Annotated in this window: 26 protein-coding genes; 3 read left to right on the plus strand and 23 right to left on the minus strand. The window is 72.2% G+C overall.

Annotated features, from left to right (window positions below):
* Window positions 1-28 precede the first annotated feature (28 nt).
* Window positions 29-862 (minus strand): hypothetical protein, encoded by an 834-nt coding sequence (locus tag ODJ79_RS07320; protein WP_263022541.1) that lies wholly within the window; start codon window positions 860-862, stop codon window positions 29-31.
* Window positions 863-920: 58 nt separating this feature from the next.
* On the opposite strand from ODJ79_RS07320, the gene ODJ79_RS07325 reads away from it, so the two are divergent.
* Window positions 921-1,400 carry a MarR family winged helix-turn-helix transcriptional regulator gene (locus ODJ79_RS07325; RefSeq protein WP_263022542.1) on the plus strand — a complete coding sequence of 160 codons (480 nt, stop codon included), beginning with the start codon at window positions 921-923 and terminating at the stop codon, window positions 1,398-1,400.
* Window positions 1,401-1,418: 18 nt separating this feature from the next.
* Here ODJ79_RS07325 and hisF read toward each other — a convergent pair whose 3' ends face one another.
* Complete coding sequence (hisF, locus tag ODJ79_RS07330; protein WP_263022543.1) at window positions 1,419-2,180, minus strand: imidazole glycerol phosphate synthase subunit HisF; 762 nt, start codon at window positions 2,178-2,180, stop codon at window positions 1,419-1,421.
* A gap of 175 nt (window positions 2,181-2,355) precedes the next feature.
* The gene (locus ODJ79_RS07335; RefSeq protein ID WP_263022544.1) at window positions 2,356-3,276 is read right to left on the minus strand and encodes an EamA family transporter; all 921 of its coding nucleotides are present in this window, start codon (window positions 3,274-3,276) and stop codon (window positions 2,356-2,358) included.
* A gap of 71 nt (window positions 3,277-3,347) precedes the next feature.
* Between ODJ79_RS07335 and ODJ79_RS07340 the strand changes: the two genes are divergently transcribed.
* Window positions 3,348-4,271, plus strand: a complete 924-nt coding sequence (locus ODJ79_RS07340; RefSeq protein WP_263022545.1) for a LysR family transcriptional regulator — start codon at window positions 3,348-3,350, stop codon at window positions 4,269-4,271.
* Here ODJ79_RS07340 and priA read toward each other — a convergent pair.
* Genes priA through hisD form a run of 7 tightly spaced genes read right to left on the minus strand, consistent with a single transcriptional unit; the run spans window position 4,223 to window position 9,024 of the window.
* Window positions 4,223-4,942, minus strand: coding sequence for a bifunctional 1-(5-phosphoribosyl)-5-((5-phosphoribosylamino)methylideneamino)imidazole-4-carboxamide isomerase/phosphoribosylanthranilate isomerase PriA (gene priA, locus ODJ79_RS07345; RefSeq protein WP_263022546.1), 720 nt, complete (start codon window positions 4,940-4,942; stop codon window positions 4,223-4,225). The two genes, ODJ79_RS07340 and priA, sit on opposite strands and share 49 nt — an antisense overlap.
* Before the next feature lie 12 nt (window positions 4,943-4,954).
* Window positions 4,955-5,272 carry a hypothetical protein gene (locus tag ODJ79_RS07350; RefSeq protein WP_263022547.1) on the minus strand — a complete coding sequence of 106 codons (318 nt, stop codon included), beginning with the start codon at window positions 5,270-5,272 and terminating at the stop codon, window positions 4,955-4,957.
* Between the two features lie 6 nt (window positions 5,273-5,278).
* Entirely contained in the window at window positions 5,279-5,899 is a 621-nt protein-coding gene (gene hisH, locus ODJ79_RS07355) for an imidazole glycerol phosphate synthase subunit HisH (RefSeq protein WP_263022548.1), read from the minus strand.
* Window positions 5,896-6,048 carry a hypothetical protein gene (locus ODJ79_RS07360; protein WP_263022549.1) on the minus strand — a complete coding sequence of 51 codons (153 nt, stop codon included), beginning with the start codon at window positions 6,046-6,048 and terminating at the stop codon, window positions 5,896-5,898. The genes hisH and ODJ79_RS07360 overlap by 4 nt, the downstream gene beginning before the upstream one ends.
* Entirely contained in the window at window positions 6,048-6,659 is a 612-nt protein-coding gene (gene hisB, locus ODJ79_RS07365) for an imidazoleglycerol-phosphate dehydratase HisB (RefSeq protein WP_263022550.1), read from the minus strand. Before hisB ends, ODJ79_RS07360 begins: the two co-directional genes overlap by 1 nt.
* The gene (locus tag ODJ79_RS07370) at window positions 6,656-7,717 is read right to left on the minus strand and encodes a histidinol-phosphate transaminase (RefSeq protein WP_263022551.1); all 1,062 of its coding nucleotides are present in this window, start codon (window positions 7,715-7,717) and stop codon (window positions 6,656-6,658) included. The genes hisB and ODJ79_RS07370 overlap by 4 nt, the downstream gene beginning before the upstream one ends.
* Window positions 7,714-9,024 carry a histidinol dehydrogenase gene (gene hisD / locus ODJ79_RS07375; protein ID WP_263022552.1) on the minus strand — a complete coding sequence of 437 codons (1,311 nt, stop codon included), beginning with the start codon at window positions 9,022-9,024 and terminating at the stop codon, window positions 7,714-7,716. The genes ODJ79_RS07370 and hisD overlap by 4 nt, the downstream gene beginning before the upstream one ends.
* A 141-nt stretch (window positions 9,025-9,165) precedes the next feature.
* On the opposite strand from hisD, the gene ODJ79_RS07380 reads away from it, so the two are divergent.
* Window positions 9,166-9,873, plus strand: a complete 708-nt coding sequence (locus ODJ79_RS07380; RefSeq protein WP_263022553.1) for an LON peptidase substrate-binding domain-containing protein — start codon at window positions 9,166-9,168, stop codon at window positions 9,871-9,873.
* Window positions 9,874-10,060: 187 nt separating this feature from the next.
* Here ODJ79_RS07380 and ODJ79_RS07385 read toward each other — a convergent pair whose 3' ends face one another.
* The 13 genes from ODJ79_RS07385 to ODJ79_RS07445 all read right to left on the minus strand — a co-directional run bounded on the left by ODJ79_RS07385 (window position 10,061) and on the right by ODJ79_RS07445 (window position 24,469).
* Entirely contained in the window at window positions 10,061-10,957 is an 897-nt protein-coding gene (locus ODJ79_RS07385; protein WP_263022554.1) for a hypothetical protein, read from the minus strand.
* A gap of 78 nt (window positions 10,958-11,035) precedes the next feature.
* The gene (gene dnaE / locus ODJ79_RS07390; protein ID WP_263022555.1) at window positions 11,036-14,569 is read right to left on the minus strand and encodes a DNA polymerase III subunit alpha; all 3,534 of its coding nucleotides are present in this window, start codon (window positions 14,567-14,569) and stop codon (window positions 11,036-11,038) included.
* 77 nt (window positions 14,570-14,646) lie between these two features.
* Complete coding sequence (locus ODJ79_RS07395; protein WP_263022556.1) at window positions 14,647-16,098, minus strand: MinD/ParA family protein; 1,452 nt, start codon at window positions 16,096-16,098, stop codon at window positions 14,647-14,649.
* 214 nt (window positions 16,099-16,312) lie between these two features.
* The gene (locus ODJ79_RS07400; protein WP_263022557.1) at window positions 16,313-17,284 is read right to left on the minus strand and encodes a hypothetical protein; all 972 of its coding nucleotides are present in this window, start codon (window positions 17,282-17,284) and stop codon (window positions 16,313-16,315) included.
* A gap of 17 nt (window positions 17,285-17,301) precedes the next feature.
* Window positions 17,302-18,186, minus strand: a complete 885-nt coding sequence (locus ODJ79_RS07405; protein ID WP_263022613.1) for an RluA family pseudouridine synthase — start codon at window positions 18,184-18,186, stop codon at window positions 17,302-17,304.
* Between the two features lie 79 nt (window positions 18,187-18,265).
* Window positions 18,266-18,850 (minus strand): signal peptidase II, encoded by a 585-nt coding sequence (lspA, locus tag ODJ79_RS07410; RefSeq protein ID WP_411267277.1) that lies wholly within the window; start codon window positions 18,848-18,850, stop codon window positions 18,266-18,268.
* Window positions 18,847-19,269: a TraR/DksA family transcriptional regulator gene (locus ODJ79_RS07415; protein ID WP_263022559.1), complete on the minus strand. Its 423-nt coding sequence runs from the start codon at window positions 19,267-19,269 to the stop codon at window positions 18,847-18,849. The genes lspA and ODJ79_RS07415 overlap by 4 nt, the downstream gene beginning before the upstream one ends.
* A 315-nt stretch (window positions 19,270-19,584) precedes the next feature.
* Window positions 19,585-21,303, minus strand: a complete 1,719-nt coding sequence (locus ODJ79_RS07420; protein ID WP_263022560.1) for a potassium/proton antiporter — start codon at window positions 21,301-21,303, stop codon at window positions 19,585-19,587.
* Window positions 21,300-21,599, minus strand: coding sequence for a DUF167 domain-containing protein (locus tag ODJ79_RS07425; RefSeq protein WP_263022561.1), 300 nt, complete (start codon window positions 21,597-21,599; stop codon window positions 21,300-21,302). Before ODJ79_RS07425 ends, ODJ79_RS07420 begins: the two co-directional genes overlap by 4 nt.
* Before the next feature lie 49 nt (window positions 21,600-21,648).
* Window positions 21,649-22,506 (minus strand): hypothetical protein, encoded by an 858-nt coding sequence (locus ODJ79_RS07430; RefSeq protein WP_263022562.1) that lies wholly within the window; start codon window positions 22,504-22,506, stop codon window positions 21,649-21,651.
* A 69-nt stretch (window positions 22,507-22,575) separates the two neighbouring features.
* On the minus strand, window positions 22,576-23,391 hold the full coding sequence (locus ODJ79_RS07435; RefSeq protein ID WP_263022563.1) for a DivIVA domain-containing protein: 816 nt from the start codon (window positions 23,389-23,391) through the stop codon (window positions 22,576-22,578).
* Between the two features lie 44 nt (window positions 23,392-23,435).
* Window positions 23,436-23,741 (minus strand): YggT family protein, encoded by a 306-nt coding sequence (locus ODJ79_RS07440; RefSeq protein ID WP_263022564.1) that lies wholly within the window; start codon window positions 23,739-23,741, stop codon window positions 23,436-23,438.
* Between the two features lie 23 nt (window positions 23,742-23,764).
* The gene (locus tag ODJ79_RS07445; protein WP_263022565.1) at window positions 23,765-24,469 is read right to left on the minus strand and encodes a cell division protein SepF; all 705 of its coding nucleotides are present in this window, start codon (window positions 24,467-24,469) and stop codon (window positions 23,765-23,767) included.
* Window positions 24,470-24,524: the final 55 nt, after the last annotated feature.

Here is a 24,524-nt window from a genome sequence, read left to right on the forward strand (position 1 = left end):
TCTGTCCGGTGTGGTCCGCCGGGGGCGGTCACGCCGTCGCGGCCGGGCTTGCCTCGTCGGGCGCGGCCGTGGGGTCGACGCCCGACAGGAAGCCGATCGCGTTGTCGCGGACGCGGATCGCGCCAAGAGCCTGTGCCCAGCGTGCGACCTCGGCGGCGATGGCGTTCGCGGCCGCCTCGTCGCCCGAGTCGCGGGCGAGCACGGCCAGCAGCAAGAGCTGGGAGAGCGTGCCGGTCACCTGGCCGGCGCCCGCGCCCAGCGCGGTGGCCCGCTGCCAGCGGTCCAGCGCCGCCGCGTGATCGCCGCGGTCGTGGTCGTGGTCGCCGAGGTGCCGCAGCGCCTCGCGGGCGAGCAAGTCGTCCCCGCCGGCCGCCGCGAGCGCCGCCTCGTAATGAGCCGGCGCCGCTTCCCGGTCAGCGCGCAGATTGTCGGCGATCAGGCCGAGATACATCTCGGCCCAGCCGGCCTCGACCGGGCCGGGTGCCGTCTCCCGCAACCGCTTGCCCCGGCGTTCCGCATCGGCGATCGCCGCGGGATCCTTGCCCCACGGCCCGGGCTGAAAGCTTTCGCCGACCGGGTGGATCAGCCGGAGATAGTCGTTGCGCAACCGCAGGAACTCCACCTCCCAGCCGCGCGCGCCGGCCTTCTCGGCGGCCGCCAGCCGGTCCTCCGCGCCGTCCGTGCCGACCCACCAGTCCTGGTCCAGCGCCGTCTGGGCCGCCGCCATCGCGATTCGGGCCCGGTCGTCCGCGGTTCGCGCTTCTTCCTGCGCCGCGTCCAGCAGCGTGCGCGCCCGCTCCCAGCGGCCGCCCGTCGCGAGCTCGAGCGCCGCGGCGACCGCCTCGTCCATCAATGTCGTCATGGACGGGACGGTAATTTTTCCGAAAACTATCCACAAGGAAACTACTTTGGGGGTACGCGTGGCGGACTCGGTCGACCGGCACCTGGAGATCTGGACCCGCGAGCTCGCCTGGCTCGATCCCCTGACCGAGGCGATCACGGTGCGGCTCGCGATGGTGTCACGCCGGCTCACCCAGTCCCGCAAGCGGGCGCTGGCCGGCAGTGGGCTGCAGCTCTGGCAGTTCAAGACGCTGCTGGCCCTGCGCCGGCTCGGTGCCCCCTACGCCACCAGCCCGTCGCGGCTGGCCGACGCTATGGGCCTGACCCGCGGCGCGCTCTCCGCCCGGCTGGCCCCGCTCGAGGAGGCCGGCCTGATCGTCCGCAGCCACGACACGGACGACCGCCGGCGCGTCGAGGTGCGCCTGACCGACGCCGGCCACGACGCCTGTGAGCGGCATCTGAGGGCCGAGAACCGCGACGAGACCGACCTGCTCGCGCCCCTGACCGAAGACGAACGCCGGACGCTTGACGGCCTGCTCCGAAGACTGCTCCCCGGGTGAGCCAGGCAGGGAACGGGTTTACCGGACCGGGTTGCCGGCCGCGCGCAGGCTGTCCTTGACCTCGCCGATGCTGAGGTCTCCGAAGTGGAAGACGCTGGCCGCCAGCACCGCGTCGGCACCCGCCGCCACGGCCGGCGGGAAGTGCCCGGCCGTGCCCGCGCCCCCGCTCGCGATGACCGGGATGTCGACCACGGCGCGGACCGCCTCGATCAGCTCGAGGTCGAACCCGGCCTTGGTGCCGTCCGAGTCCATCGAGTTCAGCAGGATCTCCCCGGCGCCCAGCTCGGCGACCGTGCGGGCCCACTCGATCGCGTCCAGCCCGGCGCTGCGCCGCCCGCCGTGTGTGGTGACCTCCCAGCCGCTGGGCTGCTCGGCGGAGCGCCGCACGTCCAGCGACAGCACCAGCACCTGGTTGCCGAACCGCTCCGCGATCTCCCGGATCAGCTCGGGCCGCTTGATGGCCGCCGTGTTCACCCCGACCTTGTCGGCGCCGGCCCGCAGCAACACGTCCACGTCCTCGACCGAGCGGACGCCGCCACCCACGGTCAGCGGAATGAAAACACTCTCCGCGGTACGCCGCACGACATCCAGCATCGTCCCCCGGCCGTCCGACGAGGCCGTCACGTCGAGGAAGGTCAGCTCGTCCGCCCCGGCCGCGTCATAGGCGGCAGCCAGCGCCACCGGGTCACCGGCGTCGCGCAGGTCGACGAAGTTGACCCCTTTGACCACCCGCCCGTTGTCGACGTCGAGACAGGGGATCACCCGCACCGCCACAGTCATGCGCCCAGCGTAGTAACCCACCCGGCCGCCGACCCGCGCCGGGGACGAGGATCACGCGCCCGCACCACTCCGGCCGCCCCGACCCTGACGGAGTGTCCCGCACGCTGCCGGGTCGGGTGCGCGGTGGTCTTGGGCCGGGCCCACCCGGCGGCCGGGGTCGGGGAGCTTGGTGCAGTTAGCGGCCCTGGCACGCCGGGGACTCGGCCGGGGCTCGTACGGTCGAAGCAGCGGAAGCGAAAGTCGGAGCCGGACGGTCGCGGGTCAGCCCGAGCAGGATGCCGCCGACCACCAGGGCACCGCCGAGCACGTCGACCACCGTGAGGTGCTCGCCGAGCGCCAGGGCGGCCGAGGCCAGGCCGAAGAACGGGACGAGCATCGAGAACGGGGCCACGGTGGCGGCGCCGTAGCGGCGGAGCAGGAAGCCCCAGGCCGCGAAGCCGGCGAGGGTCGAGACCAGGGCGACGTAGAGCACCGCCAGGACGGCCTGGGCGTCGACGGCGCGCAGCGCGGCGAGGTCGGCCCGCGGGCCGTCGACCAGCAGTGAGAGCACGATCAGCGGGACCGACGCGACGGCGCTCACCCAGACCATGAAGCGCAGGGTGTCGGGTGGGGCGGCCGTGCGGGTGACGATGTTGGACAGGCCCCAGGCGGCGGCCGCCGCGATGATCAGCAGGAAGGCGCCGAGGCCGGCGGTCATGCCGGTGGCCACCACCGCGATGCCGGCCAGGGCGACCAGCAGGCCGATCAGCTGGATGCGGCGGGGGCGTTCGCGCAGCAGCAGGGCCGCGAAGAGGACCGTGAAGATCGGTTGGCTCTGCAGGACCAGCGAGCTGAGGCCGGCCGGCATCCCGGCGGCCATGCCGGCGAACAGCAGGGTGAACTTGACCACGCCGAGGATCAGGCCGGTCGCGACGATCCAGCGCCACGGCACCTGCGGACGGCCGACGAAGAACAGCGCCGGGAACGCGGCGACGGTGAAGCGCAGCGCGTTGAACATCAGCGGCGGGAAGTGGTCGAGGCCGGTCTCGATGGCGACGAAGTTGACGCCCCAGATCGCCATGACGGCCACGGCGAGCGCTACATCCCTCGGTTTCATCACCTGATCGTGACCGGCGCAAACCTTAAGCACCATCGAATAGTGCTGCATCGAGCATGTAGGGTCGCTACATGATTGACCTGGGCCGCCTGCGCGCCCTGCACGCCGTGGCCAGCTACAAGACGGTGCTGGCCGCCGGCGAGGCGCTGCACTGCACCCCGTCGGCGGTCTCCCAGCAGCTGGCCAAGCTGGAGCGGGAGACCGGCATCACCCTGGTCGAGAAGGACGGGCGCGGCCTGCGGCTCACCGAGGCCGGCCGGCTGCTGGCCCAGCACGCCGAGCGGGTCCTGGCCACGGTCGGCGAGGCGGAGGCGGCGCTCGCCGCGCATCGGGACACGGTGGTCGGCCGGCTCACCGTGGTCGCGTTCGCCACCGCCTGCCGGGCCCTGCTGCCGTGGGCGCTGCACAAGCTCGCGGCCGATCATCCGCAACTGTCCACCGGGCTGATCGAGGCGAACCCGCACGAGGGCCTGGAGGCGCTGCACCGCGGGCACGTCGACCTCGCCGTGCTGGACGACTGGCCCGAGGTGGCGCTGCGCTACCCGCCCGGCATCGCGCACGTGGAACTGGGCTGGGACGTGGCCGACCTGATCGTGCCGAGCGGGCACCGACTGCGCGACACGACGACGCTGGCCGAGATCGGGGACGAGCGGTGGATCTCGGCGAAGACCGGGGACATCTGCCGCGAGTGGCTGGTCCGGGTGCTGCCGGGGGTGCAGCCGGATTTCCACGTCGGGGAGTTCGAGACGCAGTTGACGCTGATCGCTGCCGGGCTCGGGGTGGCGATCATCCCGCGGCTGGCCCGGCCGGCGCTGCTACCCGATGGCGTCCGGATTGTTGGGATAGATCCGGCACCAAGACGCCGCGTCGTGATCGCTTGGCGGGAAGCCGCCGCGGCCCGCCCGGCGATCAAGGCCGCCGAGCGGGCGCTGCGGGAGTCCTGGGCTCAGGCCAGCGCGGCCAGGGCCTCGCGCACGGTGAACGCCCCGGCGTAGAGCGCCTTCCCGGCGATCACGCCCTCCACCCCGGCCGCCTCCAGCGGCTTCAGCACGCGCAGATCGTCCAGCTTGGACACGCCGCCGCTCGCGATGATCGGCTTGTCGGTGGCCGCGCACACCTCGCGGAGCAGATCCAGGTTGGGGCCGCGCATCATGCCGTCCTTGGTGATGTCGGTGACGACGTACCGCGCGGCGCCCGCCTTGTCGAGCCGGGCCAGCACCTCGTACAGGTCGCCGCCGTCACGGGTCCAGCCGCGGGCCGACAGGGTACGGCCCCGCACGTCGAGCCCTATCGCCACGCGGTCGCCGTACTCGGCGCAGACCCTGTCACACCACTGCGGGTCCTCGAGCGCGGCGGTGCCGATGTTGACCCGGGCCGCGCCGGTCGCCAACGCCCGGGTCAGCGACTCGTCGTCCCGGATGCCGCCGGACAGCTCGACCTGCACGTCGAGCCGGCCGACCACGTCGGCGAGCAGGTCGGCATTGGAGCCACGGCCGAAGGCCGCGTCCAGGTCGACCAGGTGCACCCACTCGGCGCCGTCGTTCTGCCAGGCGAGCGCGGCCTCGAGCGGGTCGCCGTAGGAGGTCTCCGAGCCGGCGGCGCCCTGGACGAGGCGTACCGCCTGGCCGTCGGCGACGTCGACGGCCGGGAGCAGGGTCAGTGTCACGGAAACTCTCCTTTATGCGCGCTTGCCGAGGATCAGGACGACCAGGGCCGGCAGGGCCATGACGATCACGATGGTGAGCACGACGCGAAGCGCGAGATCCGGCACCAGCAGCCAGACCGCGGCCGCGGCGACCAGCGGCACCAGCACGATGCCGATCCGCTGGCCGCGGCTGCGCCGGTAGATCCGTCCCGGCCGGCCGACCCGCGGGGTGAGGCGCTTGACCAGGACGCGACGCCGCTGCCGGCGGGCCACCTTGCGGGCCCGGGCCACCTTTTCCCGCTCCAGCACGGCGAGCCGCTCGGCGCGGCGTCGGGCACGCTCCTTGGACACCGGTCGCTACAGCCCGGCGACCCAGTTGCGCAGCAGCGCGAACCCGGCATCCGCGGACTTCTCCGGGTGGAACTGCGCGACGGCGAGACTGCCGAGCTCGACCGCGGCCGCGAAGGGCTCGTCGTGGCTCGCGGTGGTCACCTTGGCGCCGGCTTTCCGCAAAACATCAAGGTCCGAGGCCGCGTACGAGTGGACGAAGTAGAAGCGGGTCTTTTCGTCGACCCCGGCGAACAAATCGGAATTGTCGGGAATGCTCACGGTGTTCCAACCCATGTGCGGGATGCGCTCGGCGTGCAGCTTGGTCACCACGCCGGGCAGCAGGCCCAGGCCCTTGGTCTCGACCCCGTGCTCGACGCCCGAGTCGAAGAAGATCTGCATGCCCACGCAGACGCCCAGGGTCGGCTTACCGGCTCGGACCCGCTCGGCGATCATCGGACCGGCGCCCAGCTCCTCGATGCCGGCCATGCACGCCGCATACGCCCCCACGCCCGGCACGAACAGCCCATCGGCGGCCGCCGCAGCGTCCAGGTCGCTGGTCACCACCACGTCCACGCCGGTGCGAGCCACGGCCCGCTCCGCCGAGCGCAGGTTGCCCGACCCGTAGTCGAGCACCACCACCTTGGTCATGACGGCAGCAACCAGGCGATGCCGCCCGCGGCGGCCAGCGCCGCGAGCACCCCGACCACGGCCACGCTGAACTTCGTCGCGCCCGACTTGATCAGCTGCACGACCCCGCCGACCAGAAAGCCGGCCACGATGAACAGCACGATCGCCATCAGAGCACGCCCTTCGTCGAGGGCAGCGCGCCGGCGTTCCGCGGGTCGATCTCGACCGCCTCGCGCAGCGCCCGGGCGAACGCCTTGAACTGCGCCTCCACCACGTGGTGAGCGTCCGGCTTGCCGCCGTCGCGGGCCGCGCGCAGCACGCTCACGTGCAGTGTCACCTTGGCGGCGAAGCCGAACGACTCGAAGATGTGCCGGGTCATGCTGGTCGGGTAGACCGGGCCGATGTACGGCGCCAGCTCCGGCTCGTCGTGCACCACGTACGGCCGGCCGGACAGGTCGACCGCCGCCCGGCAGAGCACCTCGTCCATCGGGATGGTGGCCGAGCCGTACCGCCGGATGCCGGCCTTGTCGCCCAGCGCCTGGGCGAACGCCTCGCCCAGCGCGATGGCCGTGTCCTCCATCGTGTGGTGCGCGTCGATCTCGAGATCGCCCTCGGTGCGCACCGTCAGATCGAAGCCGCCGTGCTTGGCGAGCTGGTTGAGCATGTGGTCGTAGAAGCCGACCCCGGTGCTGAGGTCGCCCTGGCCGGTGCCGTCGAGGTCGATCCCGACGAGGACCTTGGTCTCCTTGGTGACGCGCTCCACGCGCGCGATGCGACTCATGTCAGGGCCTCCAGGAAAGCGTCGGTCTCCGCGGGGGTGCCGGCCGTGACGCGCAGCCAGCCGGGCAGGCCGACGTCGCGGACCAGCACACCCCGGTCGAGCAGCCGCCGCCAAGCGATTTTCTGGTCGCCACCCACCTCGAACAGCACGAAGTTGGCGTCGCTGTCGGCCACCTTGTGCCCGGCGCGGCGCAGCTCCCGGACGATCCGGTCGCGCTGCTCCTTGATCGCCTCGACCGTCGCGAGCAGGGCGTCGCGTTGCGCCAGTGCCGCCCGCGCGGCCGCCTGGGTCAGGGAGCTCAGGTGGTACGGGAGACGCACCAGCTGAACGGCGTCGACCACGGCCGGATGCGCCGCGAGATAGCCGAGCCGGCCGCCCGCGAACCCGAACGCCTTGCTCATCGTCCGGGTCACCACCAGCCGCGGGTGGTCCGCGATCAGGCCGAGCGCGCTCGGCGTGCCCGCCCGGGCGAACTCCGCGTACGCCTCGTCGACGACCACCATGCCGCGCGCGCTCGCCAGCACCTCGGCGATCACGCCGGGGTCCAGCGCGGTGCCGGTCGGGTTGTTCGGGGAGCAGAGGAACACCAGGTCGGGGTCGTTCAGCGCGATCTGCTCGCGGGCCGCCGCCGGGGTCAGCCCGAAGTCGGGGCCGCGCAGCGCCCCGATCCAGCGGGTGCCGGTGCCCTGGGCCAGCAGCGGATGCATCGAGTACGACGGGCCGAAGCCGAGCGCCGACCGGCCCGGCCCGGCGAACGCCTGGAGCAGCTGCTGCTGCACCTCGTTGGACCCGTTGGCGGCCCACACCTGCGCCGCGGTCAGGCCGTGCCCGAGGTAGTCGGCCAGGTCGGTGCGCAGCGCCACCGCGTCCCGGTCGGGGTAGCGGTTGAGGTCGCTCAGCTCCGCCTGCAGCGCCTTGGCGATCGCGTCGGTGACCTCCTCCGGCAGGGGGTACGAGTTTTCGTTGGTGTTCAGCCGGACCGGGACGTCGAGCTGCGGCGCGCCGTACGGCGTCTTGCCCCGCAGATCCTCCCGGATGGGCAGGTCGTCGATATTCACCCCTCGAACCTCACCTTCACGGCATCGCCGTGCGCCGGCAGGTCCTCAGCGGTGGCCAGCGCCACCACGTGGCCGGCCACGTCGCGGAGGGCGGCCTCGTCGTACTCCACGACGTGGATGCCGCGCAGGAACGACTGCACCGACAGCCCCGACGAGTGCCGCGCGCAGCCGGCGGTCGGCAGCACGTGGTTGGACCCGGCCGCGTAGTCGCCCAGCGACACCGGCGACCAGGCGCCCACGAAGATCGCGCCGGCGTTGCGGACCCGCATGGCCCACTGCCGCGCATCCCGCGTCTGGATCTCCAGGTGCTCCGCCGCGTACGCGTCGACCACGCGCAGGCCCTGCTCGAGGTCGTCCACCAGCACGACGCCGGACTGCTCCCCGGTCAGCGCGGCCAGCACCCGCTGCTCGTGCTTGGTCGACGCCACCTGCCGGGTCAGCTCCGCCTCGACCGCGGCGACCAGCGCCTCGGAGTCGGTGACCAGCACGGACGCCGCCAGCGGGTCGTGCTCGGCCTGGCTGATCAGGTCGGCCGCGACGTGCCGCGGGTCGGCCGTCTCGTCGGCGAGGATCGCGATCTCGGTCGGGCCGGCCTCGGCGTCGATCCCCACCACGCCCTGCAGCAGGCGTTTCGCCGCGGTGACCCAGACGTTCCCCGGGCCGGTGATGATGTCGACCGGCTCGCAACGGTCGTCCTCGGACGCCCCGTCCGAGCCGTAGCCCAGCATCGCGATCGCCTGCGCGCCGCCGACCCCGTAGACCTCGTCGACGCCGAGCAGCGCGCACGCGGCGAGAACCCGGGCGTCGGGCAGGCCGCCGTTCTCCTTCTGCGGCGGGCTGGCCACGACCAGGCCCTCGACGCCGGCCTCCTGGGCGGGCACCACGTTCATCACCACGGTCGACGGGTAGACGGCCAGGCCGCCGGGCACGTAGAGGCCGACCCGGCGCACCGGGAGCCAGCGCTCGGTGACGGTGCCGCCGTCGACCACCGTGGTCGTCACGTCCGACCGGCGCTGATCGGCGTGCACCTTGCGGGTCCGCCTGATCGACTCGAGCAGCGCGGCCTTCACCTCGGGGTCGAGGCTCTCCGCCGCGGCCGCGATCGCCTCGGCCGGCACCCGCAGCCGCTCGATCTGCACGCCGTCGAACTTCGCGGTGGCCTCGCGGATCGCGGCGAAGCCATGCTGATGGACCGCCTCGACGGTGGGTCGAATCTGCTCGACGGCCACCGAGACGTCGAGCTGGGCACGGGGCAGCAAGCCTCGCGGATCCCGGCGGGAGCCGCGCAGGTCAGTCCGATTCAGCACGGCTCCGAGTCTAGGCGGCGGCCCGTTGATCTCCTTGTCGGCCACAGCCCGGCCCAGGCCTTGGGACAGTGATCACTTACCGGATACGCGGGAGATGTACGGACGGGTTGACCATGGTCAGGCGGCCGATAGGCTGAACGCGTGAGCAAGCGGCTGCCGGTGTTCCCCCTGGGTACGGTGCTGTTTCCGGGGCTCGTGCTGCCCCTGCACATCTTCGAGGAACGCTACCGGGTCCTGGTGCGCGAGCTCGTGGCGAGCCCCGAGGACGGGCCGCACGAGTTCGGCGTGGTGACGCTGCGCCGGGGTGTCGAGGCGCCGTCCCCGGAGGGCGAGGACGGCCCGGCGCCCGAGCCGCCGCCGGTGCGGGCCGAAGACCTCTACCCGGTCGGCTGCACGGCCGAGTTGCGGCAGGTCACCGAGCTGCCGGACGGCCGCTTCGACATCATGACGGTGGGCCGCCGCCGATTCAGCATCGTCGACATCCAGCAGGGCGCCGAGCCGTACCTGACGGCCGGGGTCGAGTGGCTGCCCGACGAGTCACCCGACGAGATCGCCGCGCAGCTCGCCCCCCGGGCGCTGGCCGCGTTCCGCACCTATCTGGACCTGCTGCGCCCCGACTCCGAGACGATCGACGCGGTCCCCGGCGACCCGACCGTCCTGTCCCACCTGATCGCGGCGACCGCCCAGCTCACCACCGACGAGCGGCAGTTGCTGCTGGCCGCGCCGGACACGGCCACCCGCCTGCGCGCCGAGCTGAAGCTGCTCAACCGCGAGGCGGGGCTGCTGGCCCGGGTGCGAGCGGTGCCGGTCCCGCTCTCCGACCTGGCCCGCCCCGCCAGCCCGAACTGACCGCCGCGCCCGCTCTACGCAGATCTACGTCCCGCTCCGCGCGCCGCCGCGCCCCGCTCTGCACACCGCCGCGCCCCGCTCTGCACAGCGCCGCGCCCCGCTCCGCGCTCCGCCGCGCCCCGCTCCGCGCTCCGCCGCGCCCCGCTCCGCGCACTGCCGCGCCCGGTGGCCGCACCGACCGGCCGGGTCAGGTGCGCGGCGGCTCCGCGGGAGCCTGCGGGTGGGCCGGCTCCGGGTCGAGCGTCTCGTCGTGCCCCGGGTCGAGCGTCTCGTCGTAGGGCTCGGCCATCGCGGCGTTCGGGCCGTAGCCCGGCTTCGCCCCCGGCTGGTCGAGGTCGGGATCGTTGGACCAGCCGGCCAGCAGCGTCAGCACGATCGCCGCCGCGAACGCGGACACGAGCTTCGGCCCGGTCGAGTGCACCTCCGGCGGCGCCATGTAGGTCGCCCCCTTGGTGGCGATGTCCCGCCAGTGCTCGTACCCGCTGCGCCCGATCATCTCGCCAATCCAGGGCGCCACGTAGAACCCCGCGCCCAGCGTCCCGGCGACGACCCCGAGCAGCAGGAACGGCCCCCGGTCGCGGCGCAGCAGCAGCCAGGCGACGACCGCGACAAGTAGCCCGAAGCCGAGCCCGAGCAGGGTGTACCACCCGTCGGCCGCAATGTACTGCTCCGGCGACGGGTCGTTGACCACGATGCTGTCCCCGGTGGCGACGACCGGCACGCTCGGCGCGAGCCACGCCCACAGCAGGCCCAGCGGCACGCCCAGCAGGAGGATGACTACCGCGCTCAGCACGGAGACCACCGCGGTCCGCCGCCACGGCCGATGCGACGTCCCGGCCATCCCCCACCACCGCGCGCCGAACCCGGCATATGCCACCGGCTCCGGCCCGGTCGGATGCGCCAGCACATAGCCGCCGCTCTCCGCTGCCAGGCCATAGACCTCAGGGCCGCCCTCGTCGCCGTACGAGGGGTCGGCCGTGCCGTCATAGGCCGGGCCGCCCGGGCCAGCCGCGGCGGGGTCGGCCGGCGGGCCGGAATGCTGCGCCGGCTCCGGGGTGGGAGCCGACTCCTGACTCGGGTTCACCCTACGATCCTGCCAGGTCGCGGCGGCCGCTGCCGCGCGTGCCCCGATCGATCCCGGCCCACCTGCACATTTCCTTCGTCAGGCAACCGCGGACGGGCCGAGGATCATCTTGAGGTCGGCCCGCAGCGCCGGCGTCGGGGCGACCCGCACCGCCCCGAGCCGCAGCACCGTGGTCCGGCTGCCGTTCTGCAGGTGGACGTGCACCTCGGAGTCCCCGGGGTGGCTGGTCAGGATCTCCTTGAGCTCGGACACCAGCGGCGGCGTGCACCGGGTGATCGGCATGGTCAGCGTGACCGGCTTGCTGTCCGGATTGTGGCTGATGTCCGGCAGCGACATGTCCATCGCCATGATCCGCGGGGTGTCGTCACGCCGGTCGACCCGGCCCTTGACCACCACGATCGCGTCCTCGGCGATGTACTGGCCGATCACCTCGTAGGTGTTGGGGAAGAACAGCGCCTCGACGCCGCCGGCCAGGTCTTCCAGGGTGGCCGACGCCCACGCCCGGCCCTGCTTGGTGATCCGCCGCTGCACGCCGGTGAGGATGCCGGCCAGCGTGACGACCTGCCCGTCCGGGACCGAGCCCTCCTCGTTGAGCGCCGCGATCGACGTGTCGGCCGCGTTCGCCAGCAACTGCTCGAGGCCGGCGAGGGGGTGGTCGGAGACGTACAGGCCGAGCATCTCCCGCTCGAAGGCCAGCTTGTCGCGCTTGTCCCACTCGCTGTCGCCGATCGGCGGCATCGCCACCGTGGCCGAACTGCCGCCCATGGTGTCGCCGAACGCACCGAAGAGGTCGAACTGCCCGGCCGCCTCGTTGCGCTTCACGTCCGCGTACGCGTCGATCGCCTCGGCGTGCACCGCGAGCAGGCCCTTGCGGCTGTGCCCCATCGAGTCGAAGGCGCCGGCCTTGATCAGGGATTCCACGGTCTTCTTGTTGCAGGCGACCGCGTCCACCTTCGACAGGAAGTCGTAGAAGTCCTGATACTCGCCTTTCTCCTTGCGGCACCGGGCGATCGCCTCGACGACGTTGTGCCCGACGTTGCGGATCGCGGCGAGACCGAACCGGATGTCCTTGCCGACCGGGGTGAACGGGCCGGCGGACTGGTTGACGTCCGGCGGGAGGACCTGGATGCCCATGCGCCGGCACTCGGCCAGGTACATCGCCATCTTGTCCTTGTCGTCGCCGACGCTGGTCAGCAGGCCGGCCATGTACTCGGCCGGGAAGTGCGCCTTGAGATACGCCGTCCAGTACGACACCAGCCCGTACGCCGCGGAGTGCGCCTTGTTGAACGCGTACCCGGCGAACGGGACCAGCACGTCCCACACCGCCTGGATGGCCTCGTCGGAGTAGCCGCGCTCGCGGCAGCCGTCCCGGAACGGGATGAACTCCTTGTCGAGGATCTCCTTCTTCTTCTTGCCCATCGCCCGGCGGAGCAGGTCGGCCTGGCCGAGGCTGTACCCGGCGAGGATCTGCGCGGCGCGCTGCACCTGCTCCTGGTAGACGATCAGGCCGAAGGTCGGCTCGAGGATCTCCCGCAGCGGCTCCTCCAGCTGCGGATGAATCGGCGTGATGTCCTGCAGCTTGTTCTTGCGCAGCGCGTAGTTCGTGTGCGACTCGACGCCCATCGGGCCGGGCCGGTACAGCGCGAGCACGGCGGAGATGTCCTCGAAGTTGTCCGGCTTCATCAGCCGCAGCAGCGACCGCATCGGGCCACCGTCCAGCTGGAACACGCCCAGCGTGTCGCCGCGGGACAGCAACTCGTACGCGGCCTGGTCGTCGAGCGGCACCTGCAGCAGGTCGAGCTCGCGCTCGTGGTTGAGCTTGATGTTCTTGACCGCGTCGTCCAGGATCGTCAGGTTGCGCAGGCCCAGGAAGTCCATCTTGAGCAGGCCGAGCGTCTCGCAGGTCGGGTAGTCGAACTGCGTGATGATCACGCCGTCCGAGGCCCGGCGCATCAGCGGGATGTGGTCGATGATCGGCTCGGCCGACATGATCACCCCGGCCGCGTGCACGCCGGTCTGCCGGATCAGGCCCTCGATACCGCGCGCGGTGTCGATCACCTTTTTCACGTCGGGGTCCTGCTCGTACATCGTGCGGATCTCGCCCGCCTCGCTGTACCGCTTGTGCTCGGAGTCGAAGATGCCGGCGAGCGGGATGCCCTTGCCCATCACATCCGGCGGCATCGCCTTGGTGATCCGGTCGCCGACCGCGAACGGGTAGCCGAGCACCCGGGCCGCGTCCTTGATCGCGGCCTTCGCCTTGATCGTGCCGAAGGTGGCGATCTGCGCGACCTTGTCCTCGCCCCACCGGTCGGTCACGTACTTGATGACCTCGCCGCGCCGGCGCTCGTCGAAGTCGATGTCGACATCCGGCATCGAGATGCGCTCGGGGTTGAGGAACCGCTCGAAGATCAGTCCGTGCGGCAGCGGATCGAGGTCGGTGATCCCCATCGCGTACGCGACGAGCGAGCCCGCCGCCGAGCCACGCCCCGGGCCGACCGCGATCCCGTTGCGCTTGGACCACTGGATGAAGTCGGCGACCACGAGGAAGTACGACGGGAAGCCCATCTGGATGATGACGCCGAGCTCGTACTCGGCCTGCTTGACGTGCGTCTCCGGGATGCCGCCGGGGAAGCGGTTGCGCAGCCCCTCGTACGCCACCTCGCGGAAGTACTCCTCCTCGGTGCGGTCGGCCGGGATCGGGAACCGGGGCATCAGGTTCTTGAAGGTGAACATCCCCTCGGTGTCCACCTTCTCCGCCACCAGCAGCGTGGTGCGGCAGCCCTCCTGCCAGGCCTCCGACGAGTCGACGGCGCGCATCTGGTCGGCCGACTTCACGAAGTAGCCGTTGCCGTCGAAGCGGAACCGGTTGGGGTCGGCGACGTTGCTGCCTGTCTGCACGCACAGCAGCACGTCGTGCGCCTCCGCCTGCGCCTCGTACGTGTAGTGCGAGTCGTTGGTGACCAGCGGGCGGATGCCGAGCTTCTTGCCGATCTCCAGCAGGCCGTCGCGGACCCGTTTCTCGATGGAGAGCCCGTGGTCCATGATCTCGAGGAAGTAGTTGTCCTTCCCCAGCGCCTCCTGGTACATCGCCGCCGACTTCAGCGCCTCGTCGAACTGGCCGAGCCGCAGCCGGGTCTGCACCGCGCCGGACGGGCAGCCGGTGGTGCCCATGATCCCCTCGGCGTGCTCGGCGATGATGTCGAAATCCATCCGCGGGTACTTGCCGAGCTGGCCCTCCATCGACGCCCGCGAGTTCAGCCGGAAGAGGTTCTTGAGCCCGACCGCGTTGCGCGCCCACATCGTCATGTGGGTGTAGGCGCCGTTGCCCGAGACGTCGTCGCCCTTCTGCTCGGGGCGGCCCCACTTGATGCGGCTCTTTTCCAGGCGGGACTCGGGCGCCACATACGCCTCGACGCCGATCACCGGGATGAGCTCGGCGGCCTTGGCCTGGGTGTAGAAGTCGTACGCCCCGTGCATGTTGCCGTGGTCGGTGATCGCGGCGGCCGGCATGCCCAGCCGCTTGGCCTCGCCGAGCAGTTCCTTGACCCGGGCGGCCCCGTCGAGCATCGAATACTCGGTGTGCACGTGGAGATGCACGAACGAGTCAGACACCCGGGGCCCCCTTAAGTTGTGATGACCCCGGCGACTTTAGTCGGCCGGTACGACAGAAACGAGGGGGCTCGCAGAGCTCACTCGGCGAAGGGCTCGATCATCAACGAGGCCGCGCGGAGCCACGCCTGCTTGGTGTCCGGCTGGAGTTCCTGGTACTCGATCGACGACCCGACCTCGAGCGACGGGTCGTACGGCACGATCGCCACCGCCCGGGTACGGGTGCCGAAATGCTTGGCGAAATCGGCGAGCATCGGCAGCGGCCCCGGCGACGGGCAGGAGATCAACGTCACCGCGTTCGACACCAGGTCGCCCATGCCGCTGTCGTCGAGCACGTCGAGCATCCAGTCGGCGGTGAACGCGGCGTCCTCCCGGGGCACCGTGGTGATCACCAGCTGGTCGGCCTGGCGCATCACCGTCTGCCAGTTGACGCTCTCCACGTTGTTGCCGGTGTCCACGCAGATCACGTCGTGGGTACGCCGCAGCAGGTCGGTCACCCGGCGTACGGTGCCCTGGTCGAGCCGCTGCGCGAAGCGCGGGTTCTCCTCGCCGGCCAGCACGTCGTACGACCCGTCGGAGGCGTGCCGCAGGTAGCCGTCCAGCTCGCTGAGCAGCCCGTCGCCGTGCAGCGCCTCGATCTGCATCAGGTCGGCCAGCAGGTGCTTGATGGTGCGGGCGTGCCGGGCGCTGCCGGCTCGCAGGCCGAGGGTGCCGCGCAGCTCGTTGTCGTCCCAGGCGACCACGCCCCGGCCGCGGACGCTGCCGATGGTGGCCGCGGCCAGCACCGTGGCGGTGGTCTTGTGCACGCCGCCCTTGGGGTTGGCGAAGGCCAGCACGCGCGGCTTGCCGAGCTTGCGGCGCAGCACCGCGACGGCGCGTCCCATCTCGTCGTCGGGCCGGGTCTGCCGCCACTCGATGCGGGCGCCGGGCGGCGACGTCGGCGCCGGGGCGGGTGCGGGCACCGGCGGGCGCACCGGGGCGGCCGCCGACGCCCGGATGTGCGGGTAGTCGCGCGGCGGCGAGACCGGATGAACAGGCTGGACCGGATGAACAGGCTGGACCGGATGAACAGGCTGGACCGGATGAACGGGCTGGACCGGATGAGCGGGCTGGACCGGCGGCGCGACCGGTGCGGACCGGGCCGGGCTCGGGCTGAAGTAGCTGTGCGGTTGCTCGACCGGCGGCGCGGGCGACTGCTGCGCCGGAGGCTGCGCGCGGCCCTGGCGGCGCGGGTCGAGCGGGTTGATCGGTCGTTGCGGCATCGGCCGGGGCTGGTCGAAGCCCGGCGGCGGCGGTTGCTGCGGCTCGAAGCCGTGCGACGGACGCGGCTCCAGCGGCGCCCGGGTGTCCAGCGGGTTGTACGGCCGGCGGGTCGGCAGTGGCTGCCCGAACTCGGACGGCGGCGCGGAGGCGGGTGCCGAGGACGGCTCCTCCTCGGCCGCGGCACGGCCATGCCGGGCACGGTCGAGCAGCGCCCGCCAACGCGGGGCTGGTTCCGCAGGCCGGCCCCAGCCGGTCTCGGTCCCCTCCACGGCTCGTCCTCCCTGCCGTCGTTCCCGATGGTGCCCACGGCTGCCCGTTGCCCTTGACAGGCTACGGAGCGAACCCTGTTCGGGCCACTGCCTGATCGACCATCCCGGTCATTCTCCTCGATCGGGACTCGGCGCCACGATGGTGCTCAGTGGCCGTCCGTACGTTTCGCGGCCGAGAGAATCAACGGTCGGCCGGCGCTGGAGGTGCTGCTGATCACGAGCCGGGTGGCACCTGAGCAGCACTCACATTTGACGCTGAAGGTACGGCAGTGCGCTCCTCCGGTGCCGCGGCAGAAGGATCGGGCAAGGGGTCGGCGCTCGCCGGTGAGTCAGACATCACAGGGAGCCCGGACGAAGACAGTATCGGCGTGGGCGTCGGTGAGGCAATGGCCGAACCGGCGTTTGGCACAGGAATCGGAGATCCGCTCGGTTCCGCCGGAATAGTCCCGTCCTGCTCCGGCAGCGGCGGCCGGAACTCGGCCCGGTCGAGTTGCCGCACCTCGGGGGCGGGATCGACCACCCGGACCCCGGCCCGGTTCGCGACCACCTGCAACGCACCCGGGGCGGCGCGGACCACGGCCGCGAAGACACAGGCACATCCCGAGCGGTACGCGTCCGCCTCGGCCCGGGCCGTCTCGGCCGCCGACGCGTACGCCTCGCGGGCCCGCGCCACGTTCGGCCCGCCGCCGGTCGCCTGCCGGCCCAGCTGCTCGTACTGGGCCCGCTCCTGGTCGCGCTGGATGGCCACGTCGAGCATTCCGGACAGCACGTCGGCGGGCAGCCGGTAGACCGGGATCCGCACCACCGGGGTGTGCCGCCCGGCCAGCGGCGCCCGGGTGAAGACCTGGGCGACCGTCGCGCCGTCGAGGATCCCCGGCAACGCGCCCGCCGGCACGTACTCGGCGAGGCTGACCAGGGCCCAGGTATCGCCGGAGGGCGGCGCCGACGGATTGGTCAGCGCGGCCAGCTCGGCGCGGGAGTTGCGCAGGTAACCGGAGACCGCCTGCCCCTGCACGACGCCGACCTGCACCAGATCGCCCTGGGCCCCGGGGGTCGCGTCGTCCCGCCGGCTCGCCCAGATGGCGGCCAGCAGCAGAGCGAAGGCCGAGACGACGGCGAGCCCGAGCACGGCCCGCACCGCCACCACGCCCAACACCGGCTCCCGTACGGGTTCGGCCGGCCCCACGTCACCGCTCCCCGAGGTCAGCTAGCGTCCTGCAGGACGTCCAGCGCGTACTTGAGGTCGTCAGGGTAGTCGCTGACGAAGCGGACCTCATCGTGCGTTCGGGGATGGAGGAACCCCAATTCTCGGGCGTGCAGCCACTGCCGGTTCAGCTTGAGCCGGGCCGCGAGAGTGGGGTCGGCGCCGTACGTGAGATCGCCGACGCACGGGTGGCGCAACGCCGAGAAGTGCACCCGGATCTGGTGGGTGCGGCCGGTCTCCAGCTTCACGTCGACGAGGCTGGCGGCCCGGAACGCCTCGAGCGTGTCGTAGTGGGTGACGCTCGGCTTGCCGGCGGACATCACCGCGTACTTGTAGTCGGCGGTCGGATGCCGGTCGATCGGGGCGTCGATGGTGCCGCGCAGCGGGTCGAGGTGCCCCTGGACCACGGCGTGGTACCGCTTGTCCACCTCGCGCTCCTTGAAGGCCCGCTTGAGCACGCTGTAGGCCAGCTCGCTCTTGGCCACCACCATGAGCCCGGTGGTGCCGACGTCGAGCCGGTGCACGATGCCCTGCCGCTCGGCGGCGCCGCTGGTCGCCACGTTCTGCCCCATCGCGGCCAGCCCGCCGATCACGGTCGGGCCGGTCCAGCCGGGGCTCGGGTGGGCGGCCACGCCGACCGGCTTGTCCACCACCACGATGTCGTCGTCGCTGTAGACGATGCTCAGCCCGGTCACCGGCTCGGCCACCACGGCGGGCGCGGTCACCGGCGCGGGCAGCGTCACCTCGAGCCAGGAGCCGGCGGTGACCTTGTCGGACTTCGGCCGCGGGTAGCCGTCGACCAGCGCGTCGCCGGCCTCGACCAGGGTGGCCGCGGCCGTGCGGGACAGCCCGAAGAGCCGGGAGACGGCCTGGTCGAGCCGCATGCCGTCGAGGCCGTCGGGCACCGGCAGAGACCGCTGCGTCACGCCGCGCCTGCCAGGCGTGGGCTCAAGACCGTCGCGCTCACGCCGGCTCCGCCTTCTTGCGTACGGCCTTGCTGCCGTCCCGCTGCCGGCCCATCAGCTCGAGCAGCACCGCCAGGCAGACGCCCACGGTGAGACAGCTGTCGGCGATGTTGAAGACCGCGAACTTCTCCGCGTACGGCGCGAACGCGCTGATCATGTCGACCACGTGCCCACGGAACGGGCCGGGCGCGCGGAACAGGCGGTCGGCGAGGTTGCCGAACGCGCCGCCCAGCACCAGCCCCAGCGAGATCGCCCACGGGATCGAGCGCAGCTTGGTCGCCATCCAGCAGATCCAGCCGATCACGACCAGCGTGATCACCGGGAACACCCAGGTGTGCCCGCTGCCGAAGCTGAACGCCGCCCCGCTGTTGCGCAGCAGCGACAGGTAGATCAGGCCGCCGAGGATGCGCACGGGCCGGCCCTCGGTCAGGTGCTCGGTGCTGAGCCATTTCACCCACTGGTCCAGCGCCACCGCGAGCACGGCGGTGCCGATGAGCACAGCGAGGGCACGGCGGCTGAAACCGGGCCGGGCGCCCGGCTCCGGCTGCACCGTGGTCGCACCGGAAGCCTCGTCGGCGTTCAGCGTCGTTCCTCCAACTGCTTGCAGGTCACGCAAAGGGTAGCGGAAGGGAATGCGGCCAGTCGCTCGACCGGGATCGGGTTGCCGCATCGCTCGCACCAGCCGTAGTTGCCCTCGCCGAGACGCTCGATGGCCCGCTCCACCTGGGTGATCCGCTCGAGCAGGTTGTTGGCGAGGGTGATCTCCTGCTCGCGCTCGAACGTCTTGGTGCCCGCGTCGGCCTGATCGTCGCCGGCCGAGTCGGCGAGCCGGTCCCGCTGGAGCTCGGTGATCTCGCTGAGCGACTCGTCGTACTCGTTCTGCAGCGCGTCCCGGCGCGCGACCAGCGCCTTGCGGATCTTCTCGGTCTCGGCCGCGGTGCGCGTCCGCTTCGTGGCGGCCTTGGCGGTCGTTGCGGTGCTGGTGTTGGTTGCCTTGGCCATCGTCGCTCCCTCGGCCGCACCCCCCGGCGCGGCGATCAGCGGTCTTTCGGACCCGGGGCCGGGTCCGTTCTGGTCGTGCCGGTCGCGTCCCCCTCGAGCGCTCGGCCGCACTCCGGAGGGGCCGCCCACGTGCCCGGACGCCCCGTAGATCTTGCCCCACCGGCACAAATGGCGCGGCCGAACCGTCAGCCGCGCACTCCGGAGGGTGGCAAGGATACGGAACGTATCCATCAGCGACAACAATTGCTCACGATCTTGCCGGGCTAAACCTCTATAAATGCCCCAGTCGGATACCTGACCGTTCCGGATCAGGGCCTACCGCCCGGCCGGCTCTTCCCGGCCCTCCTCGCCGAACCAGCGGGCCAGCCGGCCGCGGCGGCTCACCGCCCGCAGCCGCCGCTCGGCCACGTCCCGCGCGGCCGCCGTCGCCACGATGAGCATGGCGTCGCCGGTACGCAGGCGGGTGTCCGGGCCCGGCACGAAACCGGCGCCGTCCCGCACGATCAGCGTCACCGAGGCACCGACCGGCAGTCGCAGCTCGTCGATGTGCACCCCGGCCAGCCGCGAGCCCGGCGCCACGTCCAGTTGCAGCAGGTCGGCGGCGATGTTCTCGAGCGGCGCGGTCTCCACGTGGATCTCGGCGGGCTCGGCCGGCGCGGTCACTCCGAGCATCCGGGCCGCCGGGCCGAGCGTGCTCGCCTGCACCAGGGTGAAGATGATCACGAGCAGGAAGACCGCGTCGAACAGGCCGTCCGCGCCCGGCGTGCCGGCCGAGAGCGGGATGGTGGCCAGCACGATCGGCACGGCTCCGCGCAATCCCGCCCAGGAGAGGAAGGCCGTGCCCCGCCACCCCACCCGGAGCGGCGCGGGCTCGCCGCGCCGTTCGTAAGACGAGGCGTCGGCGGCCGCACCGCCGCGACCCGGGGACCCGCCGCGCGGACCGGCCGGACGGCGTCCCAGCCCGCGCAGGCCGGCCGCCCAGCCCCGCATGCCGGCCGCGCTGCCCCGCGGACCGGCCGCGCTGCCCCGCGGACCGGCCGGGCGGCGCCGCAGACCACGTACCGGGCGGGCCGCCACGGCCGCGATCACCACCGACAGCGGGCGGGCCAGCAGCACCAGGGCCAGGCCGGCGACCAGGGCCGGCACCAGCGCGCCGCCCAGCCGGCCGGGCGAGGCGAGCAGGCCGAGCAGCACGAACAGGCCGATCTGGGCGACCCAGGCGAGCCCGTCGGCGAAGCCGAGGACGGCCCGGCGGTGCGGCAGCCGGCCATTGCCGAGAACCACCCCGGCCACGTAGACGGCGAGGAACCCGGAGGCGTGTGCGACCGCGCCGGCCGCATAGGCGAGGACGGTCAGGCCGACCGCGGCAATCGGGTAGAGGCCGGCCGAGGGCAGCGCCGCGCGCCGCAGCGTCCACCGTCCGGCCGCGCCCACCCCGAATCCGATCACGGCGCCGGCGGCCAGTTCGTACCCGACCATCAGCCCCTCGTACCACCAGGGGTGCTCGACCACCGCGGTGGCCGACAGCAGGACGACCAGCAGGACCACCGGGGCGTCGTTGAGGCCGGACTCCGCCTCCAGGGTGGCCACCAGGCGCGGCGGCAACCGCAGGCGGCGCAGCGTCGCGAAGACCGCGGCGGCGTCGGTCGAGGAGAGCACGGCGCCGTAGAGCAGCGCCAACCGCCAATCAAGACCCAGGATCAGATGTACGCAGAGGCCGACCACGACGACGCTGACCGCCACGCCGATCGTCGCGAGCGAGGCGCTGAGCCCGAGCACCGGCCGCAGCGTGCTCCACCGCGCGGTCAGCCCGCCCTCCGCGATGATCACGATGAGCGCGCAGAAGCCGAGGGTCCGGGTGAGCTCGGCGTCGTCGAAGCGGATGCCCAGGCCCGCCTCCCCGAGGACCATGCCGAGGGCCAGATAGACCAGCAGGCTGGGCAGGCCGAGGCGGGTCGACAGGCGCACCGCGGCCACCGCCACCAGCAGCACCGCGGCGCCGATGAGCAGCGCGACGTCCAGGTGACCGGTCACGTGCCGTCCCGCAGCGCGGCGAGGCGGCTGCGGATCTCGTCCCCGGCCGGCACCGTGAACACCTTGTCCCGGCTGGTCGCGCCGATCTTGAGCGCCACCTCCCCGGCCCGCAGGCCGAGTGCGCCGGCGAGGGCCTTGCGCACCGCCTCGGTGGCCTTGCCGTCGACCGCGGGCGCGGCCACCGCCACGATCAGCGCGGGCCCGTGCGGGCCGTCATAGCGACCACCCACCCGATCTCGCCCGGCACCGGGCCGGACGCGTACCGCGACGGATTGACCGGAGGCGTGGTTGACCATGCCTCATTGTGCCGGGAAATGCGGCCCGTGATCGCCGAGGTGACCAGGCTCAACGCCGCGCGGCGCCGGCCACCAGGCGATCGACCGGGCGGCACAGGCCGCAGGGGCTGAAACCGAGCTCGACCGCCTCGTTCACCGGGATCGGCTCGGTGAGCTTGCCGACCAGGTGCGGACAGTCGGCGACGTGGTAGCGCGGACGGCCGTCGACGACCAGCACCTCGCCGTTGAGGCGGGCCACCCGGACGGCGTCGGCCGGGCTGACCTTCTGCGGGAGCGGCTCGTCGGCCGGATCCTCCTCGTCGGCGTCGTCCAACTCGTCGCCGCCGTCCGGGCCGGCGTCGAAGTCATCGCCCACCGCGACCGGCTCGGCGTGCACCGGCTCGGCGTGCACCGGCTCGGTCTGGCGCCAGGCGGGCTCGTCGGAGCTCTCCCGCTCGGCTGCGGGGGTGGTCAGGCCGTCCACGGCGTCGCGCCGCCCGGCCTCGTACGCCTCGTCGACCGCGGGAACGGGCTCGACCTCGTCGTAGTCGTCGTAGGCGACCGGCTCCAGCTGGACAGTCTCGCGCTTGTCCGACAAATCGGACTGGGCCGATTCAGTTGATTCGGCGGCGAACACGGCTCCGCCCGGGGCAAAATCGTCCATGCCGCGTTCGGGCGACGTGGCCTCCGCGGCAAACTCGGGCGCCGCGGGGCCCGGCATCGCCCCGGCCGCGGCTCCGCGGGCTGCGGCTCCACGGGCCCCGGCTGCGCGAGCCACGGCGTTCCGCCGCGCGCCGATGATCAGGGCGACCGCGGCCAGCAGGCTGGCCACGATCGAACCGATGAGCAGACCGCTCGATCCGCCGGTGAGGCCGAGCACGAGCAACGTCACCGCGACGAGGATGAGCAGCAAGCTAGCAACGATCATGGCTCATCCTCGTCGGGTTCCTGGTCAGCTCGTCCTTCAGGGGTACTGCCGAGGGGTGTCGGCGACCGGTCAGCGCCCGGACTCGATGGCGCCGGTGCGGGAGCCGCCGTACGACCCGGCCAGGCCGGCCGCGGCGAGACCGCCGGAACCACCGACCGCGCGCTGCGAGTCGGCCCGGGTCAGCTCGGCCTCGAGACCCTGCCCGCGACCGTCGAGGTCACGCAGCTGGCTCTCCAGGTACGCCTTGAGGCGCGTGCGGTACTCCCGCTCGAACTGCTTGAGCTCCTCGATGTGCTTCTGCAGCGCCGACCGCTTCGCGTCCAGGCCACCCATGGCCTCCTGGTGACGCTGGCGGGCGTCGCGCTCGAGCGCGTCGGCCTTGGCCCGCGCCTCGCGGGTGACCTCCTCCGCCTTGGACCGGGCGTCGGAGAGAAGCTTGTCGGCCTCGCGACGGGCGTCGGCCACGTGGTCGTCGGCCGTGCGCTGGGCCATCATCAGCACGCGCAGGGCCTGCTGCTCGCCGTCGCCGGTGCCGCCGCCGGGAGCGCCGACCGGGCCCTGGGCCCGCACCTGCTCCAGCTCGGCCTGCATCTGACGGGCGGCCTGCTCGGCCTGCGCCTTGTCCCGCTGGACGCGGTCCAGCTGGGCCTTCATCTCGTTGAGCTCGGCAGCGAGGCGGGGGTCGGCGCCCGAGACGGCTGGCGCGCCACCCCGGCCGCCGCGCTCCACCTGGGCGCGCAGCTCGTTGTTCTCCTCGATCAGACGGGCGAGCTCGCGCTCGACCTCGTCCAGGAAGGCGTCGACCTCCTCCTCGTCGTACCCCCGCTTGCCGATCGGGGGTTTCTTGAAGGCGACGTTGTGCACGTCGGCCGGGGTCAGCGGCATCGCATCTCCTCGGGTCAGTCGCGGCCGCGGTGTGGGGCTGCTGTCTAGCTGTAGTTCCGGATCAGGTTGGCGAGCACGAACTCCATGAGCACGAACAGGATAACCAGCAGCACGATGAAAGCCAGGTCCAAGCTCACGTTACCAATGCGCAACGGTGGGATCACCCGCCTCAACGCCTTGAGGGGCGGATCAGTGACGGTCCACACCGTCTCCAACGCCGCCGCGGCGCCACGGCCGGGTTGCCACCGCCGTCCGTACTGGAGCACCGCCGACAGGACGAACCTCGCCAGCAGAACCAGGAAGAAAAGGTAGACGATGAGATAGAGGATCTGGAACAGGATCGACAGCACTTCTGAGGGTCCCTCGTTCGGGTTCAGCTCTGGTTGAAGAACCCACCCTCAGCGATCTTGGCCTTGTCCTCCGCGGTGACCTGGACATTCGCCGGAGAGAGCAGGAAAACCCGGTTGGTCACGCGCTCGATCGTACCGCGAAGGCCGAACGCCAGTCCCGCCGCGAAATCGACCAGGCGGCGGGCGTCACCCTCATCCATCTCGGTGAGATTGATGATCACCGGCACGCCGTCCCGGAAGTGCTCGCCGATGGTCCGCGCCTCCCGGTACGTGGTCGGGTGCAGCGTCGTGATCTGGTACCGCTGCTCCTCCTCGACCGGGCGCGGAGCCGGCTGCGGCGCGTGCACCCGCTCCTCGGCCAGGGCCAGGTTGTCCCGGGTCTGGTAGCTCACCGGGGTGACGGGCTCACTCGCCATGGTCGACCGAGTGATGGAACGCACGCGGGCCCGATCCCCGGCGTCCACCCGATCGTGGTCGTCGCGGTCGATCCGGGAGAGCCGGTCCGACGGGCGGGACCGCTCGCCGCGGGCGCGCGGGACGGTCCGCTCCTCCTCGAGGTCGTCGTCCTCGTCGGCGAACTCGTCGGCGTAGCGGTCCGACGCGTACCGGTCGCGGTCACGGCTGCGGTCACGGTAAGAGCTCTCCCGATAGCCGCGCTCCTCGTACCCGGTCTCCTCGTCCTCCTCGACGAGGCCCAGCCAGACACCGGCCTTCCGAATCGCGCTCATGCCCCCACCCCATCCCGCATCGCGAAAGTGCCGACCCGACCAGCCATGTCCCCCA

The organism is Actinoplanes sp. KI2 (assembly GCF_025630775.1).
Classification (GTDB): domain Bacteria; phylum Actinomycetota; class Actinomycetes; order Mycobacteriales; family Micromonosporaceae; genus Actinoplanes.

Bases quoted from the DNA above. Each gene is read 5' to 3' on its own strand.
- ODJ79_RS07320 (WP_263022541.1), bottom strand. From the start codon at position 862: ATGACGACATTGATGGACGAGGCGGTCGCCGCGGCGCTCGAGCTCGCG.
- hisF (WP_263022543.1), bottom strand. From the start codon at position 2,180: ATGACTGTGGCGGTGCGGGTGATCCCCTGTCTCGACGTCGACAACGGG.
- ODJ79_RS07335 (WP_263022544.1), bottom strand. From the start codon at position 3,276: ATGAAACCGAGGGATGTAGCGCTCGCCGTGGCCGTCATGGCGATCTGG.
- ODJ79_RS07340 (WP_263022545.1), top strand. From the start codon at position 3,348: ATGATTGACCTGGGCCGCCTGCGCGCCCTGCACGCCGTGGCCAGCTAC.
- hisH (WP_263022548.1), bottom strand. From the start codon at position 5,899: ATGACCAAGGTGGTGGTGCTCGACTACGGGTCGGGCAACCTGCGCTCG.
- ODJ79_RS07360 (WP_263022549.1), bottom strand. From the start codon at position 6,048: ATGGCGATCGTGCTGTTCATCGTGGCCGGCTTTCTGGTCGGCGGGGTC.
- hisB (WP_263022550.1), bottom strand. From the start codon at position 6,659: ATGAGTCGCATCGCGCGCGTGGAGCGCGTCACCAAGGAGACCAAGGTC.
- ODJ79_RS07405 (WP_263022613.1), bottom strand. From the start codon at position 18,186: ATGCGGCTCGACCAGGCCGTCTCCCGGCTCTTCGGGCTGTCCCGCACG.
- ODJ79_RS07415 (WP_263022559.1), bottom strand. From the start codon at position 19,269: ATGGCCAAGGCAACCAACACCAGCACCGCAACGACCGCCAAGGCCGCC.
- ODJ79_RS07425 (WP_263022561.1), bottom strand. From the start codon at position 21,599: ATGGTCAACCACGCCTCCGGTCAATCCGTCGCGGTACGCGTCCGGCCC.
- ODJ79_RS07430 (WP_263022562.1), bottom strand. From the start codon at position 22,506: ATGATCGTTGCTAGCTTGCTGCTCATCCTCGTCGCGGTGACGTTGCTC.
- ODJ79_RS07435 (WP_263022563.1), bottom strand. From the start codon at position 23,391: ATGCCGCTGACCCCGGCCGACGTGCACAACGTCGCCTTCAAGAAACCC.
- ODJ79_RS07445 (WP_263022565.1), bottom strand. From the start codon at position 24,469: ATGAGCGCGATTCGGAAGGCCGGTGTCTGGCTGGGCCTCGTCGAGGAG.